This is a genomic window from Methylobacterium sp. C33D, assembly GCF_053345825.1.
The window spans coordinates 1-14,637 of sequence record NZ_JBKFAV010000069.1 but is presented as its reverse complement, the minus strand read 5'-3'; the positions used below and the strand labels follow the sequence as shown (position 1 = coordinate 14,637).

Annotated in this window: 14 protein-coding genes and 1 pseudogene; 6 read left to right on the top strand and 9 right to left on the bottom strand. The window is 71.7% G+C overall.

The annotated features are described in order from the left end of the window. Positions 1 to 202: pseudogene (locus ACLBXO_RS30580) on the bottom strand (porin family protein); the annotation flags it as partial. Between the two features lie 264 nt (positions 203 to 466). Then, positions 467 to 847 carry a hypothetical protein gene (locus ACLBXO_RS30575; RefSeq protein ID WP_331317208.1) on the bottom strand — a complete coding sequence of 127 codons (381 nt, stop codon included), beginning with the start codon at positions 845 to 847 and terminating at the stop codon, positions 467 to 469. Between the two features lie 534 nt (positions 848 to 1,381). Here ACLBXO_RS30575 and ACLBXO_RS30570 point away from each other — a divergent pair. Further along, the gene (locus ACLBXO_RS30570; protein ID WP_447687761.1) at positions 1,382 to 2,083 is read left to right on the top strand and encodes a GntR family transcriptional regulator; all 702 of its coding nucleotides are present in this window, start codon (positions 1,382 to 1,384) and stop codon (positions 2,081 to 2,083) included. A gap of 10 nt (positions 2,084 to 2,093) precedes the next feature. Here the strand turns inward: ACLBXO_RS30570 and ACLBXO_RS30565 are convergent, their stop codons facing one another. Beyond that, on the bottom strand, positions 2,094 to 2,510 hold the full coding sequence (locus tag ACLBXO_RS30565) for a nuclear transport factor 2 family protein (protein WP_447687760.1): 417 nt from the start codon (positions 2,508 to 2,510) through the stop codon (positions 2,094 to 2,096). A 198-nt stretch (positions 2,511 to 2,708) separates the two neighbouring features. Between ACLBXO_RS30565 and ACLBXO_RS30560 the strand changes: the two genes are divergently transcribed. The 4 genes from ACLBXO_RS30560 to ACLBXO_RS30545 are packed head-to-tail and all read left to right on the top strand — an operon-like array spanning position 2,709 to position 8,144. Continuing rightward, complete coding sequence (locus ACLBXO_RS30560; protein WP_331317205.1) at positions 2,709 to 3,890, top strand: ABC transporter substrate-binding protein; 1,182 nt, start codon at positions 2,709 to 2,711, stop codon at positions 3,888 to 3,890. Positions 3,891 to 3,898: 8 nt separating this feature from the next. Further along, the gene (locus ACLBXO_RS30555; RefSeq protein WP_331317203.1) at positions 3,899 to 4,768 is read left to right on the top strand and encodes a branched-chain amino acid ABC transporter permease; all 870 of its coding nucleotides are present in this window, start codon (positions 3,899 to 3,901) and stop codon (positions 4,766 to 4,768) included. Positions 4,769 to 4,772: 4 nt separating this feature from the next. After that, positions 4,773 to 7,241, top strand: a complete 2,469-nt coding sequence (locus ACLBXO_RS30550) for a branched-chain amino acid ABC transporter ATP-binding protein/permease (RefSeq protein ID WP_447687759.1) — start codon at positions 4,773 to 4,775, stop codon at positions 7,239 to 7,241. 12 nt (positions 7,242 to 7,253) lie between these two features. Continuing rightward, a complete protein-coding gene (locus ACLBXO_RS30545) occupies positions 7,254 to 8,144 on the top strand; it encodes a polysaccharide deacetylase family protein (protein ID WP_447687758.1) in 891 nt (296 codons plus the stop codon). Positions 8,145 to 8,166: 22 nt separating this feature from the next. Here ACLBXO_RS30545 and ACLBXO_RS30540 read toward each other — a convergent pair whose 3' ends face one another. The 5 genes from ACLBXO_RS30540 to solA all read right to left on the bottom strand — a co-directional run bounded on the left by ACLBXO_RS30540 (position 8,167) and on the right by solA (position 12,663). After that, complete coding sequence (locus ACLBXO_RS30540; RefSeq protein ID WP_447687757.1) at positions 8,167 to 8,946, bottom strand: amino acid ABC transporter ATP-binding protein; 780 nt, start codon at positions 8,944 to 8,946, stop codon at positions 8,167 to 8,169. Positions 8,947 to 8,950: 4 nt separating this feature from the next. Next, entirely contained in the window at positions 8,951 to 9,802 is an 852-nt protein-coding gene (locus ACLBXO_RS30535) for an amino acid ABC transporter permease (protein WP_447687756.1), read from the bottom strand. After that, a complete protein-coding gene (locus ACLBXO_RS30530; RefSeq protein WP_331317185.1) occupies positions 9,799 to 10,548 on the bottom strand; it encodes an amino acid ABC transporter permease in 750 nt (249 codons plus the stop codon). The genes ACLBXO_RS30535 and ACLBXO_RS30530 overlap by 4 nt, the downstream gene beginning before the upstream one ends. 37 nt (positions 10,549 to 10,585) lie before the next feature. Next, positions 10,586 to 11,428, bottom strand: coding sequence for a transporter substrate-binding domain-containing protein (locus tag ACLBXO_RS30525; RefSeq protein ID WP_447687755.1), 843 nt, complete (start codon positions 11,426 to 11,428; stop codon positions 10,586 to 10,588). A gap of 71 nt (positions 11,429 to 11,499) precedes the next feature. Then, the gene (gene solA / locus ACLBXO_RS30520) at positions 11,500 to 12,663 is read right to left on the bottom strand and encodes an N-methyl-L-tryptophan oxidase (RefSeq protein WP_447687754.1); all 1,164 of its coding nucleotides are present in this window, start codon (positions 12,661 to 12,663) and stop codon (positions 11,500 to 11,502) included. Positions 12,664 to 12,866: 203 nt separating this feature from the next. Between solA and ACLBXO_RS30515 the strand changes: the two genes are divergently transcribed. Then, complete coding sequence (locus tag ACLBXO_RS30515; RefSeq protein WP_447687753.1) at positions 12,867 to 13,823, top strand: GlxA family transcriptional regulator; 957 nt, start codon at positions 12,867 to 12,869, stop codon at positions 13,821 to 13,823. A 24-nt stretch (positions 13,824 to 13,847) separates the two neighbouring features. On the opposite strand, the gene eutC is transcribed toward ACLBXO_RS30515, so the two are convergent. After that, positions 13,848 to 14,636, bottom strand: a complete 789-nt coding sequence (eutC, locus tag ACLBXO_RS30510) for an ethanolamine ammonia-lyase subunit EutC (protein WP_447687752.1) — start codon at positions 14,634 to 14,636, stop codon at positions 13,848 to 13,850. Between the last annotated feature and the right edge of the window lies 1 nt (position 14,637).

The following is a 14,637-nucleotide window of genomic DNA, read 5'->3' as shown; positions in this document are numbered from 1 at the left end:
CGCGCAGGGCGTAGTTGGTGGTGTTGCGGCTGTTGGCGTCGAAGCCGTAGCCGGCGTTCACGCCGACGTAGAAGCCGGTCCAGGTGAACACCGGCACCGGCGTGAACACCGGCGGCGGCGCGGCACGCCGCGGCAGGTCGGCGGCGGAGGCCGCGGCGGTCAGGGCAGTGAACGCGGCCAGAGAGGCCAGAATCTTGGTCATGTCTGTGTGAATTCCGTTTGAGCCAGCGGCTGGCGATGACGTATCATTCGAGTCGTTGCGAAGATGTAACCTTCCTGCAACACGGCGAACATTGGAACGACGTGGAGAGACAGAGCCTTAACGATTCCTGAGCGTCGGAGATTTACTCAAGGACGAGAAGCGATGACTTTTATCGTCTTTGGGTTGTGTTTCCGGCAGTGACGGACCGGATTGTCCCCTGCCCTGAGTCGCGCATCGGCCGCGCGCGGCTTCGGTGCGGGCGGCTCAGCGGCGCGCGGGCTGCGGCTCGAAGTCGAGGCCGCACCGCTTCTCGGCGGAGGCCTGTTCCAGCGCCTTCACCTCGCCCTTGAGCCGCGCGAGCTCGGCCGTCTGGTGATTGTCGCCGTCGATGAACAGGAGCGCCGGCAGGAACACCACGGCGCCGACGGTGGTGGCGACCTGATCGCCGCGGCGCTTCTCGTCCTGCGCACCGGCCGCCTGCGCGGCGCGCACCGAGACGCGGCCGGCTTCCTCGCGGATCTGGGTGCAGGACAGGCTGCTGTACTGGATCGGCGACACGTACGTAGCGGCCACCTTGTCCGAAGAGGTCGCGCATGCACCGCACAGGATGCCCACGACCATTGATGGAAGAACGATCTGCTTCATGATTGCGCCCCCCGCACGATCGTCATCGCAATCTTTCGCGCGATCTCGACGTCGTCTGCGTCCGCGGGGGGCCGTAAGGTACGATCCGTCGATCGGCTGTAGCCCAGCCTACACACATGGCATGAGATCAATTTATTGGGACGCAGAACACCAATTTTGAGACAGGAAGTCCTGCCGAGCCGAGTCCAAGCATTCGGCATGATCACGATACGGTGAAGGGTCGTGGCGCGTGAACGGGCCCCGGAGATCGGCAACACTTTCTTCACGCTCACGAGCCGGCAGACAGGGCGCGCCGTCGGCGACGCGGCAGGCGCGCATCCGCAGCGGCCGGGCGCTGCTTGTGTCGCTCGACCGGGGGGATCCGCGGAGTCGGTCGGGCGTCGACGACGCTGGCGCGACCGTTGCACCTGCGGCCGCAGGTCTGCGAAGAGCCCACTCGCCTGAGGCCGGGATGCGTCGGGATGGATCGCACCGGGAGAGGATCATGACGGATCAATCCGCGCGGACTCGGGCGCCAGAATGCGGGCGCCGTCCATGACAGTGGCGGACACGGGCGATCGCGTCGGGGCGATCTGCCAGGCCCTGCGACGGGCCATCGTGGAACGGGCCCTCGCCCCGGGCGACCGCCTGCCGGAGGACGCGCTAGGTGAGCGGTTCGGAGTGAGCCGCACCATCGCCCGACAGGCCCTGCTGCGGCTCGCCGGGGAAGGCCTGGTCGACCTGCGCCGCAACCGCATCGCCGTCGTGGCGACGCCGAGCTGGGAGGAGGCGCGGGACACCTTCGACGTCCGCCTCGGCCTGGAGCGGCTCGTGGTCCGCCGCCTCGCCGGACAGCTCGGCCCGGATCAGCGCCAGCGTCTGCTGGACCAGATCGCCCGCGAGGAAGCCGCCCGGGGCGGGCCCGAGGCGCTGTCGATCCGGCTCGCCACGGAGTTCCACCTGATGCTTGCCGAGATGACCGGAAGCGCCGTGCTGACCCGCTACGTCGCGGAACTCGGCTATCGCTGCGCCCTGATCCTGTCCCTCTACAGCCGCCCGCACTCCTCGGACTGCGCCGTGAGCGAGCACCGCGACATCGTCGCCGCCCTGGTCGCGGGCGACGCCGAGCGCGCCGTCGCGCTCATGGACCACCACCTCGACGCGGTCGCCGAGAGGGCCCGGATCGTTCCTCCGGCCCCGCGCGAGCGCGATCTCGCGCGCCTGCTGGCGCCCTACGTCGCGGGCGGCGGGGCCTGAGCCCGCCGCGTCAGGCCGTGAGGCCGTGCTTGATCAGGAGGCGCTCGGCGCTGTCGTTCCAGACCTCCATGCCGACGATCAGCCCGTCGCGCACGGTGAAGCGGTCGAGGTAGCGGTTGCCCTCGAAGGGCGTGCCGTCCGGCCACGCGCCGTACAGGGTGCCGAGGCTGTAGACCGTGGTGACGCCGTCGCCCGGGACCACGTCGAGCCGCTCCATCCGCTTCTTCACCCAGGCGTAGCGGCCGGCATTGAAGGCCGTGACCTCGGACGGGTGGTGGAACACCCGCGCGCCGGTGAACACGATCCGGGTGCCGGGCGCCATGTAGCGGGCGGCCGTCTCGGGATCCGGGACCATCGAGGCCTCCAGATAGGCGGTGACGTTGGCGGCGTCGCGGGCGGTCGCCGCATCGTGGGTGACGTCGGTCATGGCGGGTCTCCTGTCGGCGCCACCGTGCCGCAAAAGCCCGGTCTGCGCATGCAGGAAGTGTATGCACTTTGACGAGCAATTGAGCACACGATGCCTCCGGCGATGCACGCATGCGGCGGCGCCGACCCCGGCTCGGCCGATATCGCGTGGCATGGAGGTTGCGCAAAGCAGGCTGCGCCCCGCCCTCGGAGACACGCCATGGCCTCCTTCCTGCCCCCGACCCTGCGCCGCTTCGCGGTGACGACGAGCGCCCTGCTCGGCCTCGCCGTCTCGGCCGCGCAGGCGGCCGACACCGTCAAGATCGGCCTCGTGACCGCCCTGAGCGGCCAGTCCGCGAAATCCGGCGAGGCGATCTCCCGCGGGATCGGGCTCGCCATCGACGAGATCAACGCCAAGGGCGGCGTGCTCGGGCGCCCCCTCGAGCTCGTGGCCCGCGACGACGAGGCCAACCCGTCCAAGGGCGTGCTGGCGACGCGCGAGCTGATCCAGCGGGTCGGCGTCGTCGCGGTGGTCGGCGGCCTCGACACGCCGGTCTCGATGGCGATCGTGCCGATCGCCAACCAGATGAAGGTGCCGTTCATCGGCCCCTGGGCGGCCGGCACCGGCATCACCCGCAACGGCGCCGCCGACAATTACGCCTTCCGCGTCTCCGCGGTCGACGCCCTCGTCGACGAGGCGCTGGTCGCCTACGCGGTGAAGACCTACGGGGCGAAGAAGCCCGGCATGATCCTCGTCAACAACGCCTGGGGCGAGTCGAACCAGAAGGGCCTCAAGGACGCCCTGCAGGCGGCCAACCTCCCGGCGGCGGGCATCGAGAAGTACGAGGCCAACGACGTCGACATGGTGCCCCAGCTGTCCCGGCTGAAGGAGGCCGGGGCCGACGCGCTGTTCCTCGTCGGCAATGTCGGTCCCTCGGCCCAGGTGGTGAAGTCGCTGGACCGGATGGGCTGGTCGGTGCCGGTCGTCTCGCACTGGGGCCCGGCGGGCGGCCGTTTCGACGAGCTCGCGGGCCCGAGCGCCGGGAAGGTCCACTTCATCCAGACCTTCACCTTCGCGGGCAACGCGTCGCCGAAGGCGAGCGCGGTGCTCGGCGCGCTCAAGGCCAAGTACCCGGCGATCAAGTCGATGGCCGACGTCACCCCCGCGGTCGGCATCGCCAACGCCTACGACGCGACCCACCTGCTGGCGCTCGCCATCCAGGCCGCCGGCTCCACCGAGGGGCCGAAGGTCCGCGACGGCTTCTACAAGATCGGCACCTATCCGGGCCTGATCAAAACCTACGACAAGCCCTTCGCCCCCGGTCAGCACGACGCGCTCGGCCCGAACGACTACGTGTTCACCCGCTTCAAGGACGGTGAGATCGTCGCGGTGACCAACTGAGCCCGGCGATGCTGACCTCCATCCTCGTCAGCGGCCTCGGCCTCGGCAGCATGTACGGGCTCGTGGCCCTCGGCTTCCACGTGACCTACGCGGTGTCGGGGACCGTGAACTTCGCGCAGGGCAGCGTCGTCACCCTGGGTGCGGTCCTGGCCTACGCGCTCGGCGTCACCCTCGGCTGGCCGATGCCGGCGGCGATCGTCCTGGCGCTCGCCGGCTGCGCCCTGTTCGGCCTCGTGGTCGAGCGGGCGCTGGTCCGCCCGTTCGTGGCCCGCGGCTCGGACGCGTGGCTGCTCGCGACGGTGGCGGGCGGCATCGTGCTCGACAACACCGTGCTGTTCACCTACGGCAAGGAGCCGCGCAGCCTGCCCTCGCCGCTGGCCACGAAGCCGGTGGAGATCCTCGGGACCGGCATCTACCCGCTGCAGCTCGTGATCCCGGTCGTCGGGATCGCGCTCGCCTTCGCGATCCGCACGGTGTTCCGGAAGACCGATCTCGGCCGCGTCCTGCTCGCCGTGGCGCAGAACGCCGACGCCGCCCGCCTGATGGGGATCGACGTGCGCCGCACCGTGGCCTGCGCCTTCGCGCTCTCGGCCGTGCTGGCCGGCATCGCGGGCCTCCTGATCGCGCCGCTCTTCTCGGTCTCGGCCGAGTTGGGCACGCTGTTCGGCATCAAGGCCTTCGCGGTGGCGATCCTGGGCGGCATCGGCTCCGCCACCGGGGTGATCGTGGCGGGGCTGCTCTACGGCCTCGTCGAGGCCGGCGTCACCGCGACCCTGGGCTCGACCTACACGCAGCTCGTGGTGTTCTCGGTGATCATCCTGGCCCTCACCCTGCGCCCCGACGGCCTGCTCGGCCGCGCCGCGGTCAACAAGGTCTGACCCGATGCCGAACCTGCGCTCAGGCCCGGCGATGCGGCTCGGCATCGCCGGCCTCACCGCCGCCGCGCTCGGCCTCGTCGCGCTGACCGCCGGCTACAGCCATTTCGTGATCGCCCTCGTGGCGCTGACCACGGTGGCGGGCGTCGGCCTCAACGTGCTCCTCGGCCTGACCGGGCTGATCTCCTTCGGCCAGGCCGGCTTCTACGCGATCGGCGCCTACGCGAGCGCGATCCTGACGCTTCACGGCGTCAGCTTCTGGCTGGCGCTCCCGGCGGCGGCGCTGATCGCGGCGCTCGTCGGCGGCCTCGTGGCGGTGCCGGCGATGCGGGTGAAGGGCCCCTACCTCGCCATGCTCACGATCGCCTTCGGCTTCATCGTCGAGCACGGGTTGATCGAGGGCGGCGAGCTGACCGGCGGCCAGAACGGCCTCGTCGTCACCGACGCGCCGAGCCTCCTCGGCGAGCCGCTCTCGCCGGCCGGCCTCGCGGTGCTGGCGGTGCTCGCCGCCGGGGCGAGCCTGGCCGGGTTCGACCTCCTCGCCCGCAGCCGCCTCGGCCGGGCGATGCGCGCCGTGCGCGACGCCGACGTCGCTGCGGCGGCTCTGGGCTTCGACCCGGTCCGGGTGAAGACCCTGGCCTTCGCGATCTCCGCCGCCCTGACCGGCCTCGCGGGGGCGGTCCTGCCGCCGCTGATGCTGTTCATCGCGCCGAGCTCGTTCCCGTTCTCGCAGTCGATCCTGTTCGTCCTCTCGGTGATCGTCGGCGGCGCCGGAACGGTGCTCGGCCCGCTCCTCGGGGCCCTCGTCACCGTGCTGCTGCCGGAGGCGCTGTCGGGGCTCGCCGAGTACCGCCTGCTGTTCTTCGGCGTCGCGACCCTGGCGGTGCTGTGGCTGGTGCCCTCGGGGCTCGTCGGCAGCCTCGCCCGGCTGCTGCCGCGCGGCCGCGGCGCGCCAGCCGCCGCCGAGAGCGGCGAGGCGCCGCTGCCGGGTACGGCGGCGCGCGAGGCCCTTGTGCTCGACGGCGTCGGCATCCGCTTCGGCGGCATCACGGCGGCAGACGGCGTCGACCTCACGGCGCGGCCGGCAGCCGTCACCAGCGTGATCGGCCCGAACGGGGCCGGCAAGACCACCGTGCTCAACATGGTCTCGGGCTTCTACCGGCCGAGCGCCGGGGCGATCCGGCTGGGCGGGCGCGAACTCGCCGGGCGGCCGGCCCACGTCGTCGCCCGCGCCGGCATCGCGCGCACCTACCAGACAACGCGCCTGTTCGGCTCGCTGCCGGTGGTCGACAACGTCGCCCTCGGGCTCGCGCCGGGCCGGCTCTGGCGCCGCGCGCGGGCGCGGGACCGCGCGACGGCCGCCGCGCTCCTCGCCTTCGTCGGCTACCGGGGCGCCCTCGACTGCCCGGCCGCCGAGCTGCCCCACGTCGACCGGCGGCTCGTGGAGATCGCGCGGGCGCTCGCCGGCAGCCCCGCGGTCCTGCTCCTCGACGAGCCCGCCGCCGGCCTGTCGCGGGCCGATACCGACCGGCTGGCCCGGCTTATCAGACGGATCGCCGACAGCGGCGTCGCGGTGGTGCTGGTCGAGCACGACATGCCGCTGGTGATGGGCATCTCCGACCACATCCTCGTCATGGATGCCGGCCGCCCGATCGCGCGCGGCACGCCCGCCGAGATCCGGCGCGACCCGGCGGTGCTGCGCGCCTATCTCGGGGGCGCCGACACCCCGGCCCGGCCGCGGAGCGCGCCGTGGCAGGGACCGGCGGACGCCGTCCTCTCGGTCCTCGACCTGACCGCCGGTTACGGCGCCGCGCCGGTCCTCGACGGCGTCCATCTCGACGTACGGCCGGGCGAGACCGTCGCCCTGCTGGGCGCGAACGGCGCCGGCAAGTCCACGGCCATGCGGGCCTTGGCAGGGCTGCTGCGCCCGGTCGCGGGATCGGTCGTGTTCGACGACCGGCGCATCGAGGCGCTGCCGGCCCACCGGATCGCCCGCGGCGGCCTCGTCCTGGTGCCGGAAGGCCGGCAGGTCTTCCCGGAGCTGACCGTCGTCGAGAACATCCGCCTCGGCGCCTTCGGGCGCGGGACGCCGATCGACCCGGCCGAGGTCGAGCGCCTGCTCGACCGGTTCCCGCGGCTGCGCGACCGGGCGGCGAGCCGGGCGGGCCTGCTTTCCGGCGGCGAGCAGCAGATGCTGGCCATCGCCCGCGGATTGATGGCGCACCCGCGCATCCTGCTCCTCGACGAGCCGTCCCTCGGCCTCGCCCCGGCGATGATCAACGCCCTCTACGCCACCGTGGCCGAGCTGCGCGACGAGGGCGTCACCATCCTGATCGTCGACCAGATGGCGGCTTTGGCCCTCACGGTCGCAGACCGCGGCTACGTGCTGGAGCAGGGCCGGGTCGTCGCGCGCGGAACCGCCGCGGAGCTCTCGGCGGACAAGGGGCTGGAAGCGGCCTATCTCGGTGCGGCGTAACGGGGGCTGCTCATGGACACGAATGCCGGACACGGTCGCTACGGCTACAGCGCCCTCCCCGACCGGCCGGTCTACGACTGGCCGGAGGGTAAGCGGCTGGCCGTCTATGTCGGGCTGAACCTCGAGACCTTCGCGTTCGGTGATGGCCTGGGCGCCGAGCTGGCGCCGGGCGGCCCGCAGCCGGACGTGCTTAACTACGCGTGGCGCGACTGGGGCAACCGGGTCGGCGCGTGGCGGATCGCCGAGATGCTCGACGCTCTGGCGATGCCGGCGAGCGTGCTGGTCAACAGCAACCTCTACCGGGACTGCCCCGGCCTGATCGAGGCGTTCCGGGCGCGGGGCGACGAGATCGTCGGCCACGGCCGCACCAACGCCGAGCGGCAGGGCACTCTCGACGAGGACGCGGAGCGGGCCCTGATCGCCGAGACGACCCAGACGATCGCCGCGCGGGAGGGCCGCCCCCCCGCCGGGTGGCTCGGGCCGTGGATCTCGCAGTCGCGGGTGACGCCCGACCTGCTCGCCGAGGCCGGCTACCGCTACCTGCTCGACTGGGACCACGACGACCAGCCGACCTGGTTCAAGACGCGCGGCGGCGGCCGGATCCTGACGGTCCCCTACCCGCAGGAACTGAACGACATCCCCGCCATCGTGGCCCGCAAGGAGACGGGCCGCCAGTTCGCCGACGCGATCGTCGACGCCTTCGACGAGATGCTGGAGCAGTCCCGGAGCGCGCCGCTGGTGATGGGCGTCGCGCTCCACCCCTACATCGTCGGGCGCCCGCACCGGCTGCGGCCCCTGCGGCGGGCGCTCCAGCACATCGCCGACCGCCGCGCCGACATCTGGCTCACCACCGCCGGCGCGATCGCCGACCACATCGCGGCGCGGGAGGCCGGGCCGCGCTGACGCGGCCCTGACCGCGGCGAGTTCAGAGCACCTGCGACAGGAAACGGCGCGTACGCTCGTCCCGGGCGGCGGCGAAGAAGGTCGCGGGCGGCCCGTGCTCGACGATCACGCCGCGGTCGGTGAAGTAGATGTGGTCGGCGACGTCGCGGGCGAAGTTCATCTCGTGCGTGACGAGCATGCAGGTCATGCCCTCCTCGGCGAGTTCCCGGATCGTCACCAGCACCTCTTTGACGGTCTCGGGATCGAGGGCGGCGGTGACCTCGTCGAACAGCATCACGTCCGGCCGCATCGCCAGCGAGCGGGCGATGGCCACGCGCTGCTGCTGGCCGCCGGACAACTCGCCCGGGTAGGCGTTCTCCTTGCCGGCCAGCCGGACCTTGGCGAGGAGCGCCCGCGCCCGGGCCTCGACCTCGCGCTTCTCCTGCCCGAGGACGTGGATGGGGGCCATCATCACGTTCTGCAGCGCGGTCTTGTGCGGGAACAGGTTGTACTGCTGGAACACCATCCCGACCTTGCGGCGCAGCGCCAGCTTGTCGAGCCGCGGATCGGTGACGTCGATCCCCTCGACCTCGATCGAGCCCGCGCTCACCGGCACCAGCGCGTTGACGCAGCGGATCAGCGTCGACTTGCCCGAGCCCGAAGGACCGATGATGCAGACCACCTCGCCCTTGCGGACGTCGAAGCTGATCCCCTTCAGCACCTCGAACGTCCCGAAGGACTTGTGCACGTCGACGACGCGGACGATCGGCTGATCGGGAGTCCAGCTCGGGGTCGGGGTGGCGGCCAGGGTCGCGCGCGTCATGGTCTCAGCGGGTCTCGAAGCGGCGTTCCAGGGCGGCGGTGAACCGGTCGATCGGGTAGCAGTAGAGGAAGAAGCACAGCAGCGCGAAGCCGTAGAGCGGCGCGAACAGCTCGGGGCGGCCGCCCTCGGCGGCGTGCACCTGCGCGGTCAGCGTCAGCATCTCGGTGACGCCGACGATGGAGGCCTGCACGGTCGCCATCGCGATGAGCGAGTAGACGTTCATCCACGGCGGCAGCATGCGCTTCGCGCACTGGGGCAGAATGATGCGCCACATCGTCTGTCGCCGGGTGAAGGCCAGGGATTCCGCGGCCTCCCACTGGGTGTTCGGCACTGAGCGCACCGCGCCGCGGACGATCTCGGCGACGTTGGCCATGACCGGCAGGCTGAACCCGAAGGTCGCCTTCACCCAGTCAGGCAGCGGCACGCGGATGCCGAAGACGGTGACTTGGAACGGCACGAGGAACATCACGAAGAACAGCAGCACCAGCCAGGGCACGTTGCGGAAGACCTGCGTGACGCACCACGCGAGGCGGGGCAGGATCCGCCCCTCCGCCAGCATGGCCAGCCCGAGCCCGATGCCCGCCACCGTACCGATGGCCATCGCCATCAGCGAGATCGCCACGTTGAAGGCGAAGCCCGTGAGCAAGAGGGGCGCCCACTTGATCACGACCTCCAGGGGCGACAGCGCGGCGGCCCCGCCCTGCGCCCAGGCCGGGAGGGCGATGAGCGCGAGGCCGGTGAGCAGCCAGAGATGGGCCGGGCGCAGGCGCGACGCCGCGCGGTCCTCCGGGAGCGCGAAGGGCAGGAGGACCGGCAGGTCCCCCGGTCGTCCGCCTTGCGGATCGGCAGCCTTCATCGGCCGTATCCCGGGATGCGCAGGGCGCGTTCCCAGCGGTGCATGATCCAGACGAGGACGCCGACGAGGACCGCGTAGGTCGCCAGCAGCACCAGCATCATCTCCAGGACGTTCTGCGACTCGGACCAGATCTGCTTGACCGCGTACAGAGTCTCCGGGACCGCGATGGCGTAGGCGAGCGTCGTGGTCTTCAAGAGATTGATCAGGTTGTTGTTGAGCGCCGGCAGGCAGACGCGCAGCGCCAGCGGCAGCACGACGTAGCGGTAGGCCTTGAGGCGGGTGTAGCCCAGGGCCTCGGCGGCCTCGACCGTGGTCCGCGGCACCGCCTCGATGCCGGAGCGGAAGATCTCGACGTTGAACGCGCCCGCGAACAGCGACAGCGAGATGATCGCCCACTGGACGTTGTTGAGGATCGGCGCGCGCAGGCCGTCCGCCGAGCGGATGTCCGGGAGCAGCGTCCCGAGGCCGAAGTAGAAGAAGAAGATCTGCACGAGCGGCGGCGTGTTGCGGAACACTACAACGAAGCCGTTGACCAGCGCCCGCAGGACGCGCGACGGCCCGCTCTGCAGGAGCGCGCCGACGGCGCCGATGACGAGGCTCGCCAGGATCGTGCTGATCCCGAGGAGCAGCGTCATCCGCAGGCCGGCCACGTACCGGTCCCAGTCGTAGGGATCGTAGAAGACCGTGAAGTTGAAGCCCGTGGTCTCGTAGAGCTGCTGGAACCACGCCTGGATCGTGGCGATCATCGCGGGCGATCGGCCGGCTTCGTCGTGCAGGCGCGCATCAGTTGGTCGCGTTCTTGTACTTCTCGTGCATTGTCTTCGAGTAAGCGGTCGGCTCGATGCCCCACTTCTTCTCCTCGTTGACGATGAAGCCGGTCTTCATCCAGTCCTTGGTGGCGTCCTCGACCGCGGCCTGGAGCGTGGTGTTGCCCTGCGCCACCGCCATCATCCACGGGGCGTCCAGGATGCCCTTGAGCGGCAGCGCGTAGTTGGCCTTCCAGTCGTCGTCCAGCAGTTTACCCTGCAGCATGCTCTGGTCGTAGACGTAGCCGATGCAGTTACCCTGCTTGAGCGCGAAGAGCGGCTTCTCGGACCCGTCGAAGGCGACGATCTCCGCCCCGTAGGTCCGCGCGACGTCCTTGTTGTACCACGCCCCCGAGGTGGCGCAGAGGGGCTTGCCCTTGAGCTGCGCCCAGTCGGTGATGCCCGAATTCTTGGGCAGCAGGACGTTCACGAAGTCGGAATAGTAGTTCGGGTCGATCGCCTGCACGACGCGGCGGCGCTCGGGCTTGTCCGACAGGGTGGCGATCAGCAGATCGACCTTCCCCTGCTGCAGGAACTCGATCCGATTGGCCGAGACGACCGGCACGAGCTCGAGCTTCACGCCCAGCCGCTTGGCGATGTCGGCGGCGAGGTCGGGCTCCAGGCCGATGATCGCCCCGCTCGGGTCGCGGAAGCCGAACGGCTTGTAATCCGCCTTCACGCCGACGATCAGCGTCCCGCGCTTCTTGATCGCGTCAACGCCGTCGGCGGCCGTGGCCCGGCCGGGCAGCGCGACGCTCGAGAACGCCGCGAGCGCGGCAAGCGCACCGGTGGCCAGAAGGGTGCGGACGGTGAGACGCATCGGATCTTTCCTGCTCGGGTCGGCCGATCTTGGCATGGTTTCAAGCAATCCACGAGCCATTGACCGGCGCATCAACTGAAACGTGCCAAAGCGAAGGGCGTGAGATCGACCGTGCTGCCGGGGCCGGCCAGCTCCGACGCGACCGCCTCGCCGATGCCGGCCGAGTGTTTGAATCCGTGCCCCGAGCAGGCGGAGATTACCGTGACTCGGTCCATCGCCGGATGCCGGTCGATGATGAAGCCGCGGTCGGGAGTCACCGTGTAGACGCAGGCCGCGGCCTGGACGACCTCCGGGGTCGCGCCGGCCAGCCGGTTCGCGACGCGCAGCCGGTACATCGCGTCGGATTCCGACGGGTCGACGCGGCGCTCCACCCCGTCGGCGGTGGTGGTGGTGGTGTACTGTTCCGTGGCGACCTTGATGGACCCGTCGAGCGGCGGGAAGCCGTAGAGGTATTCCGTGTCGCTCGTCCCGTACATCCAGATGAAGACCGGCGAGTGCGGCCCGTAGGCGGTCTCGTCCGCCAGCGCGTACCAGTGCAGGAGCTGACGCCGGACGGTCAGGAGCCGGTCGAACGGGCTCCCGAGCAGCGGCGCCGTCCAGGCGCCCGCGGCCACGACGGCGCGGTCGGCCAGGATGGTCTCATCCGCCGTCTCGATGCGGACGCCGCCCCCGTCCTGCTGCAGCCCGACCACCGTGCAGTTGGTGCGGATCTCGGCGCCCGCCGCCTCCGCGCGGCCGAGCTGCGCCGCGAGGCAGCGCTCCGGAAACACGTAGCCGCCGCCCGGCTCGTAATAGGCCTTCTCGTCGCCCGCGAGGTTCTGGAATTGCGGGAACCGGCGGGCCACCTCCGCGCCGGTGAGCACCTCGTGGGCGATGCCGGCACCCTCCGCGGCGGCGATGGAGCGCCCGACGAAGTCCGGCTTGCCGTGATGCGAGGAGACGCCGTGACCCAGGGCCATGACGAGCGCCCCGCAGGCGTTCAGCAGGGTCTCGCCGGTCTCGGCCTCCAGCGCGCGCCAGATGCGGTGCGAGGCGGTGACGAAAGGGACGTAGTCGGCGCCCTCACCGACCGCCTGCCGGGTGATCCGCGTCTCGCCGTGGCTGGATCCGAGCGCGTGGGGCGGCGCGAACCGGTCGAGGCCGATGACCGCGGCGCCCCGCTTCGCCAGCTGGTAGAGCGCGGCGCTGCCCATCGCGCCGAGTCCCAGGACGGCGACGTCGTAGCGGCGGCTCACGGCCGAAACGCCCGCAGGCTGCCGGGGCGGGCTGCCGCCGCGGCGCGGATCGGAGGACGGTCGGCAGGTCGAGGCATCCGGAAGCGATCTCGCGCGGCACGGGATAACGGCACACAGCATGATGGATGCCGAGCATCGCGTTTGACTGTGAGGGACGGTTTTCTGCACGTTTGAGCCGTCGAGGCGCGAAGGGTGTGGGCGCGATGGAGGCTGAGACCGGTGACCGGCCGCAGGAGATCGGCTTCATCCTCGTGCCCGGCTTCGCGCTGCTGTCCTTCGCCTCGGGCTGCGAGCCGTTCCGCGCGGCCAACGAGCTCGCCGGGCGGCCGCTCTACCGCCTGCGCTACTTCGGCGAGACGGAGGGCTCGGTGGCCTCCTCGTCGGGCGCCGAGATACCTACCGAGGCGCTGCCGCGCCTGCGCGGCCACATGCACACCCTCTTCGTCTGCGCGGGCGGAGAGCCGACCGGCTGGGACAGGCCCGAGATCCACGCGACCCTCCGGCGGATGGCGCGGCTCGGCGTGCGCATCGGGGGCATCTCGGGCGGTCCCTACCTGATGGCCGCGGCGGGCCTGCTCACCGACCGCGCGTTCACGCTCCACTGGGAATATGCCGGCGCCACGGTCGAGACCTTCCCGGACGCGCGTTTGAGCCGGGCGCGCTACGTCACCGACGGCGATCGCCTGACCTGCGGCGGCGGCGTCGCGCCCCTGGAGATGGCCCACGCCCTGATCGCCGAGCGCATGGGCGAGGCCTTCGCCCGTCGCGTCTCCGACTGGTTCCTGCACACGGCGATCGGCGCCGCCGACGACCCGCAGCGCGCCTCCGCGGTCGAGCGCTACGGAATCCACCATCCGGCCCTGCTGGCGGTGCTGGAGACGATGGAGAAGACCGTGGAGGCGCCGCTCGGCCGCTTGGCCATGGCGCGCCTCGCGGCGATCAGCCCGCGCCACCTGGACCGGCTGTTCCTCGACAAGCTCGGGCTCAGCTTCTCGGCCCAGTACAGGGCGATCCGCCTCGCGCACGGACGGCGCCTGCTGCGCCAGAGCCCGCTCCGGATCGGGGAGATCGCGACCGCCTGCGGCTTCGCGAGCGCGGCCCATTTCGCCCGCTGCTACCGGTCCCGGTACGGCTGCAGCCCGTCCGCGGAGCGCGCGTGACGTCCGCTCCGGCCGTCCGAGCGGTCAGTCCCGCGCGGCCGGCAGCGCCTCCGGGTCTGCGGGATCGTCCCGGCGCAGCGCGACGCCGCTGGTGCCCTGGGCCAGCATCGCCCGCAGCAGCGCCGCCATCTGCCCGGCGGCCGCCTCGACCGGGAGGCCGCCCTCCCGGATGTTCGAGATGCAGTTGCGCCGCGAGTCGGGCAGACCCGGCGCCGGGCCGTGCGTGACGTAGCAGCCCAGGCTGTCCGAGGCCGACAGGCCCGGACGCTCCCCGATCAGAACCACGACGCAGCGCGCCCCGAGCCGCGCCCCGATCGGATCGCCGATCGCCACCCGTCCCTGGCTGGCGACCACCACGGGCGCCAGACTCCAGCCGGCCCGCCGCACCCGCGCCGCCAGCGTCGCCGCCGCCGGCACCGCGTTCAGCGCGACCGCCGTCGCCGACAGCCCGTCCGCGATCACGATCGCCACGTCGAAGCCCGGCCCGTGCCCGTCGAGCGCGGACGCGGATCCCGGATCGAGGCTGCGGCCCCGGTCCGGCCGGCGCAGGTACGCCGCCCGGTCGGACGCGGCCGAGCGGACCTCGACCGACTCCAGGCCCTGCGCCCGCAGCCCTTCGCGGATCGCGGCCGCGTCCAGGGGCGTCCACACCGCCTCGCGGGCGCGGGCATGGTCGAGCCCGAAGGCCAGCGCCGCGCCGGTCGGCAGGCCGGCCCCGTGCGCGCCCAGCGCGACGCGCGCCTGCGTCAACCCGCGCAGGTCGCGCAGCGTCGGCGGGCCCGGGCGGGCCGGCCCGGCCGGCTCGCCGCTCACG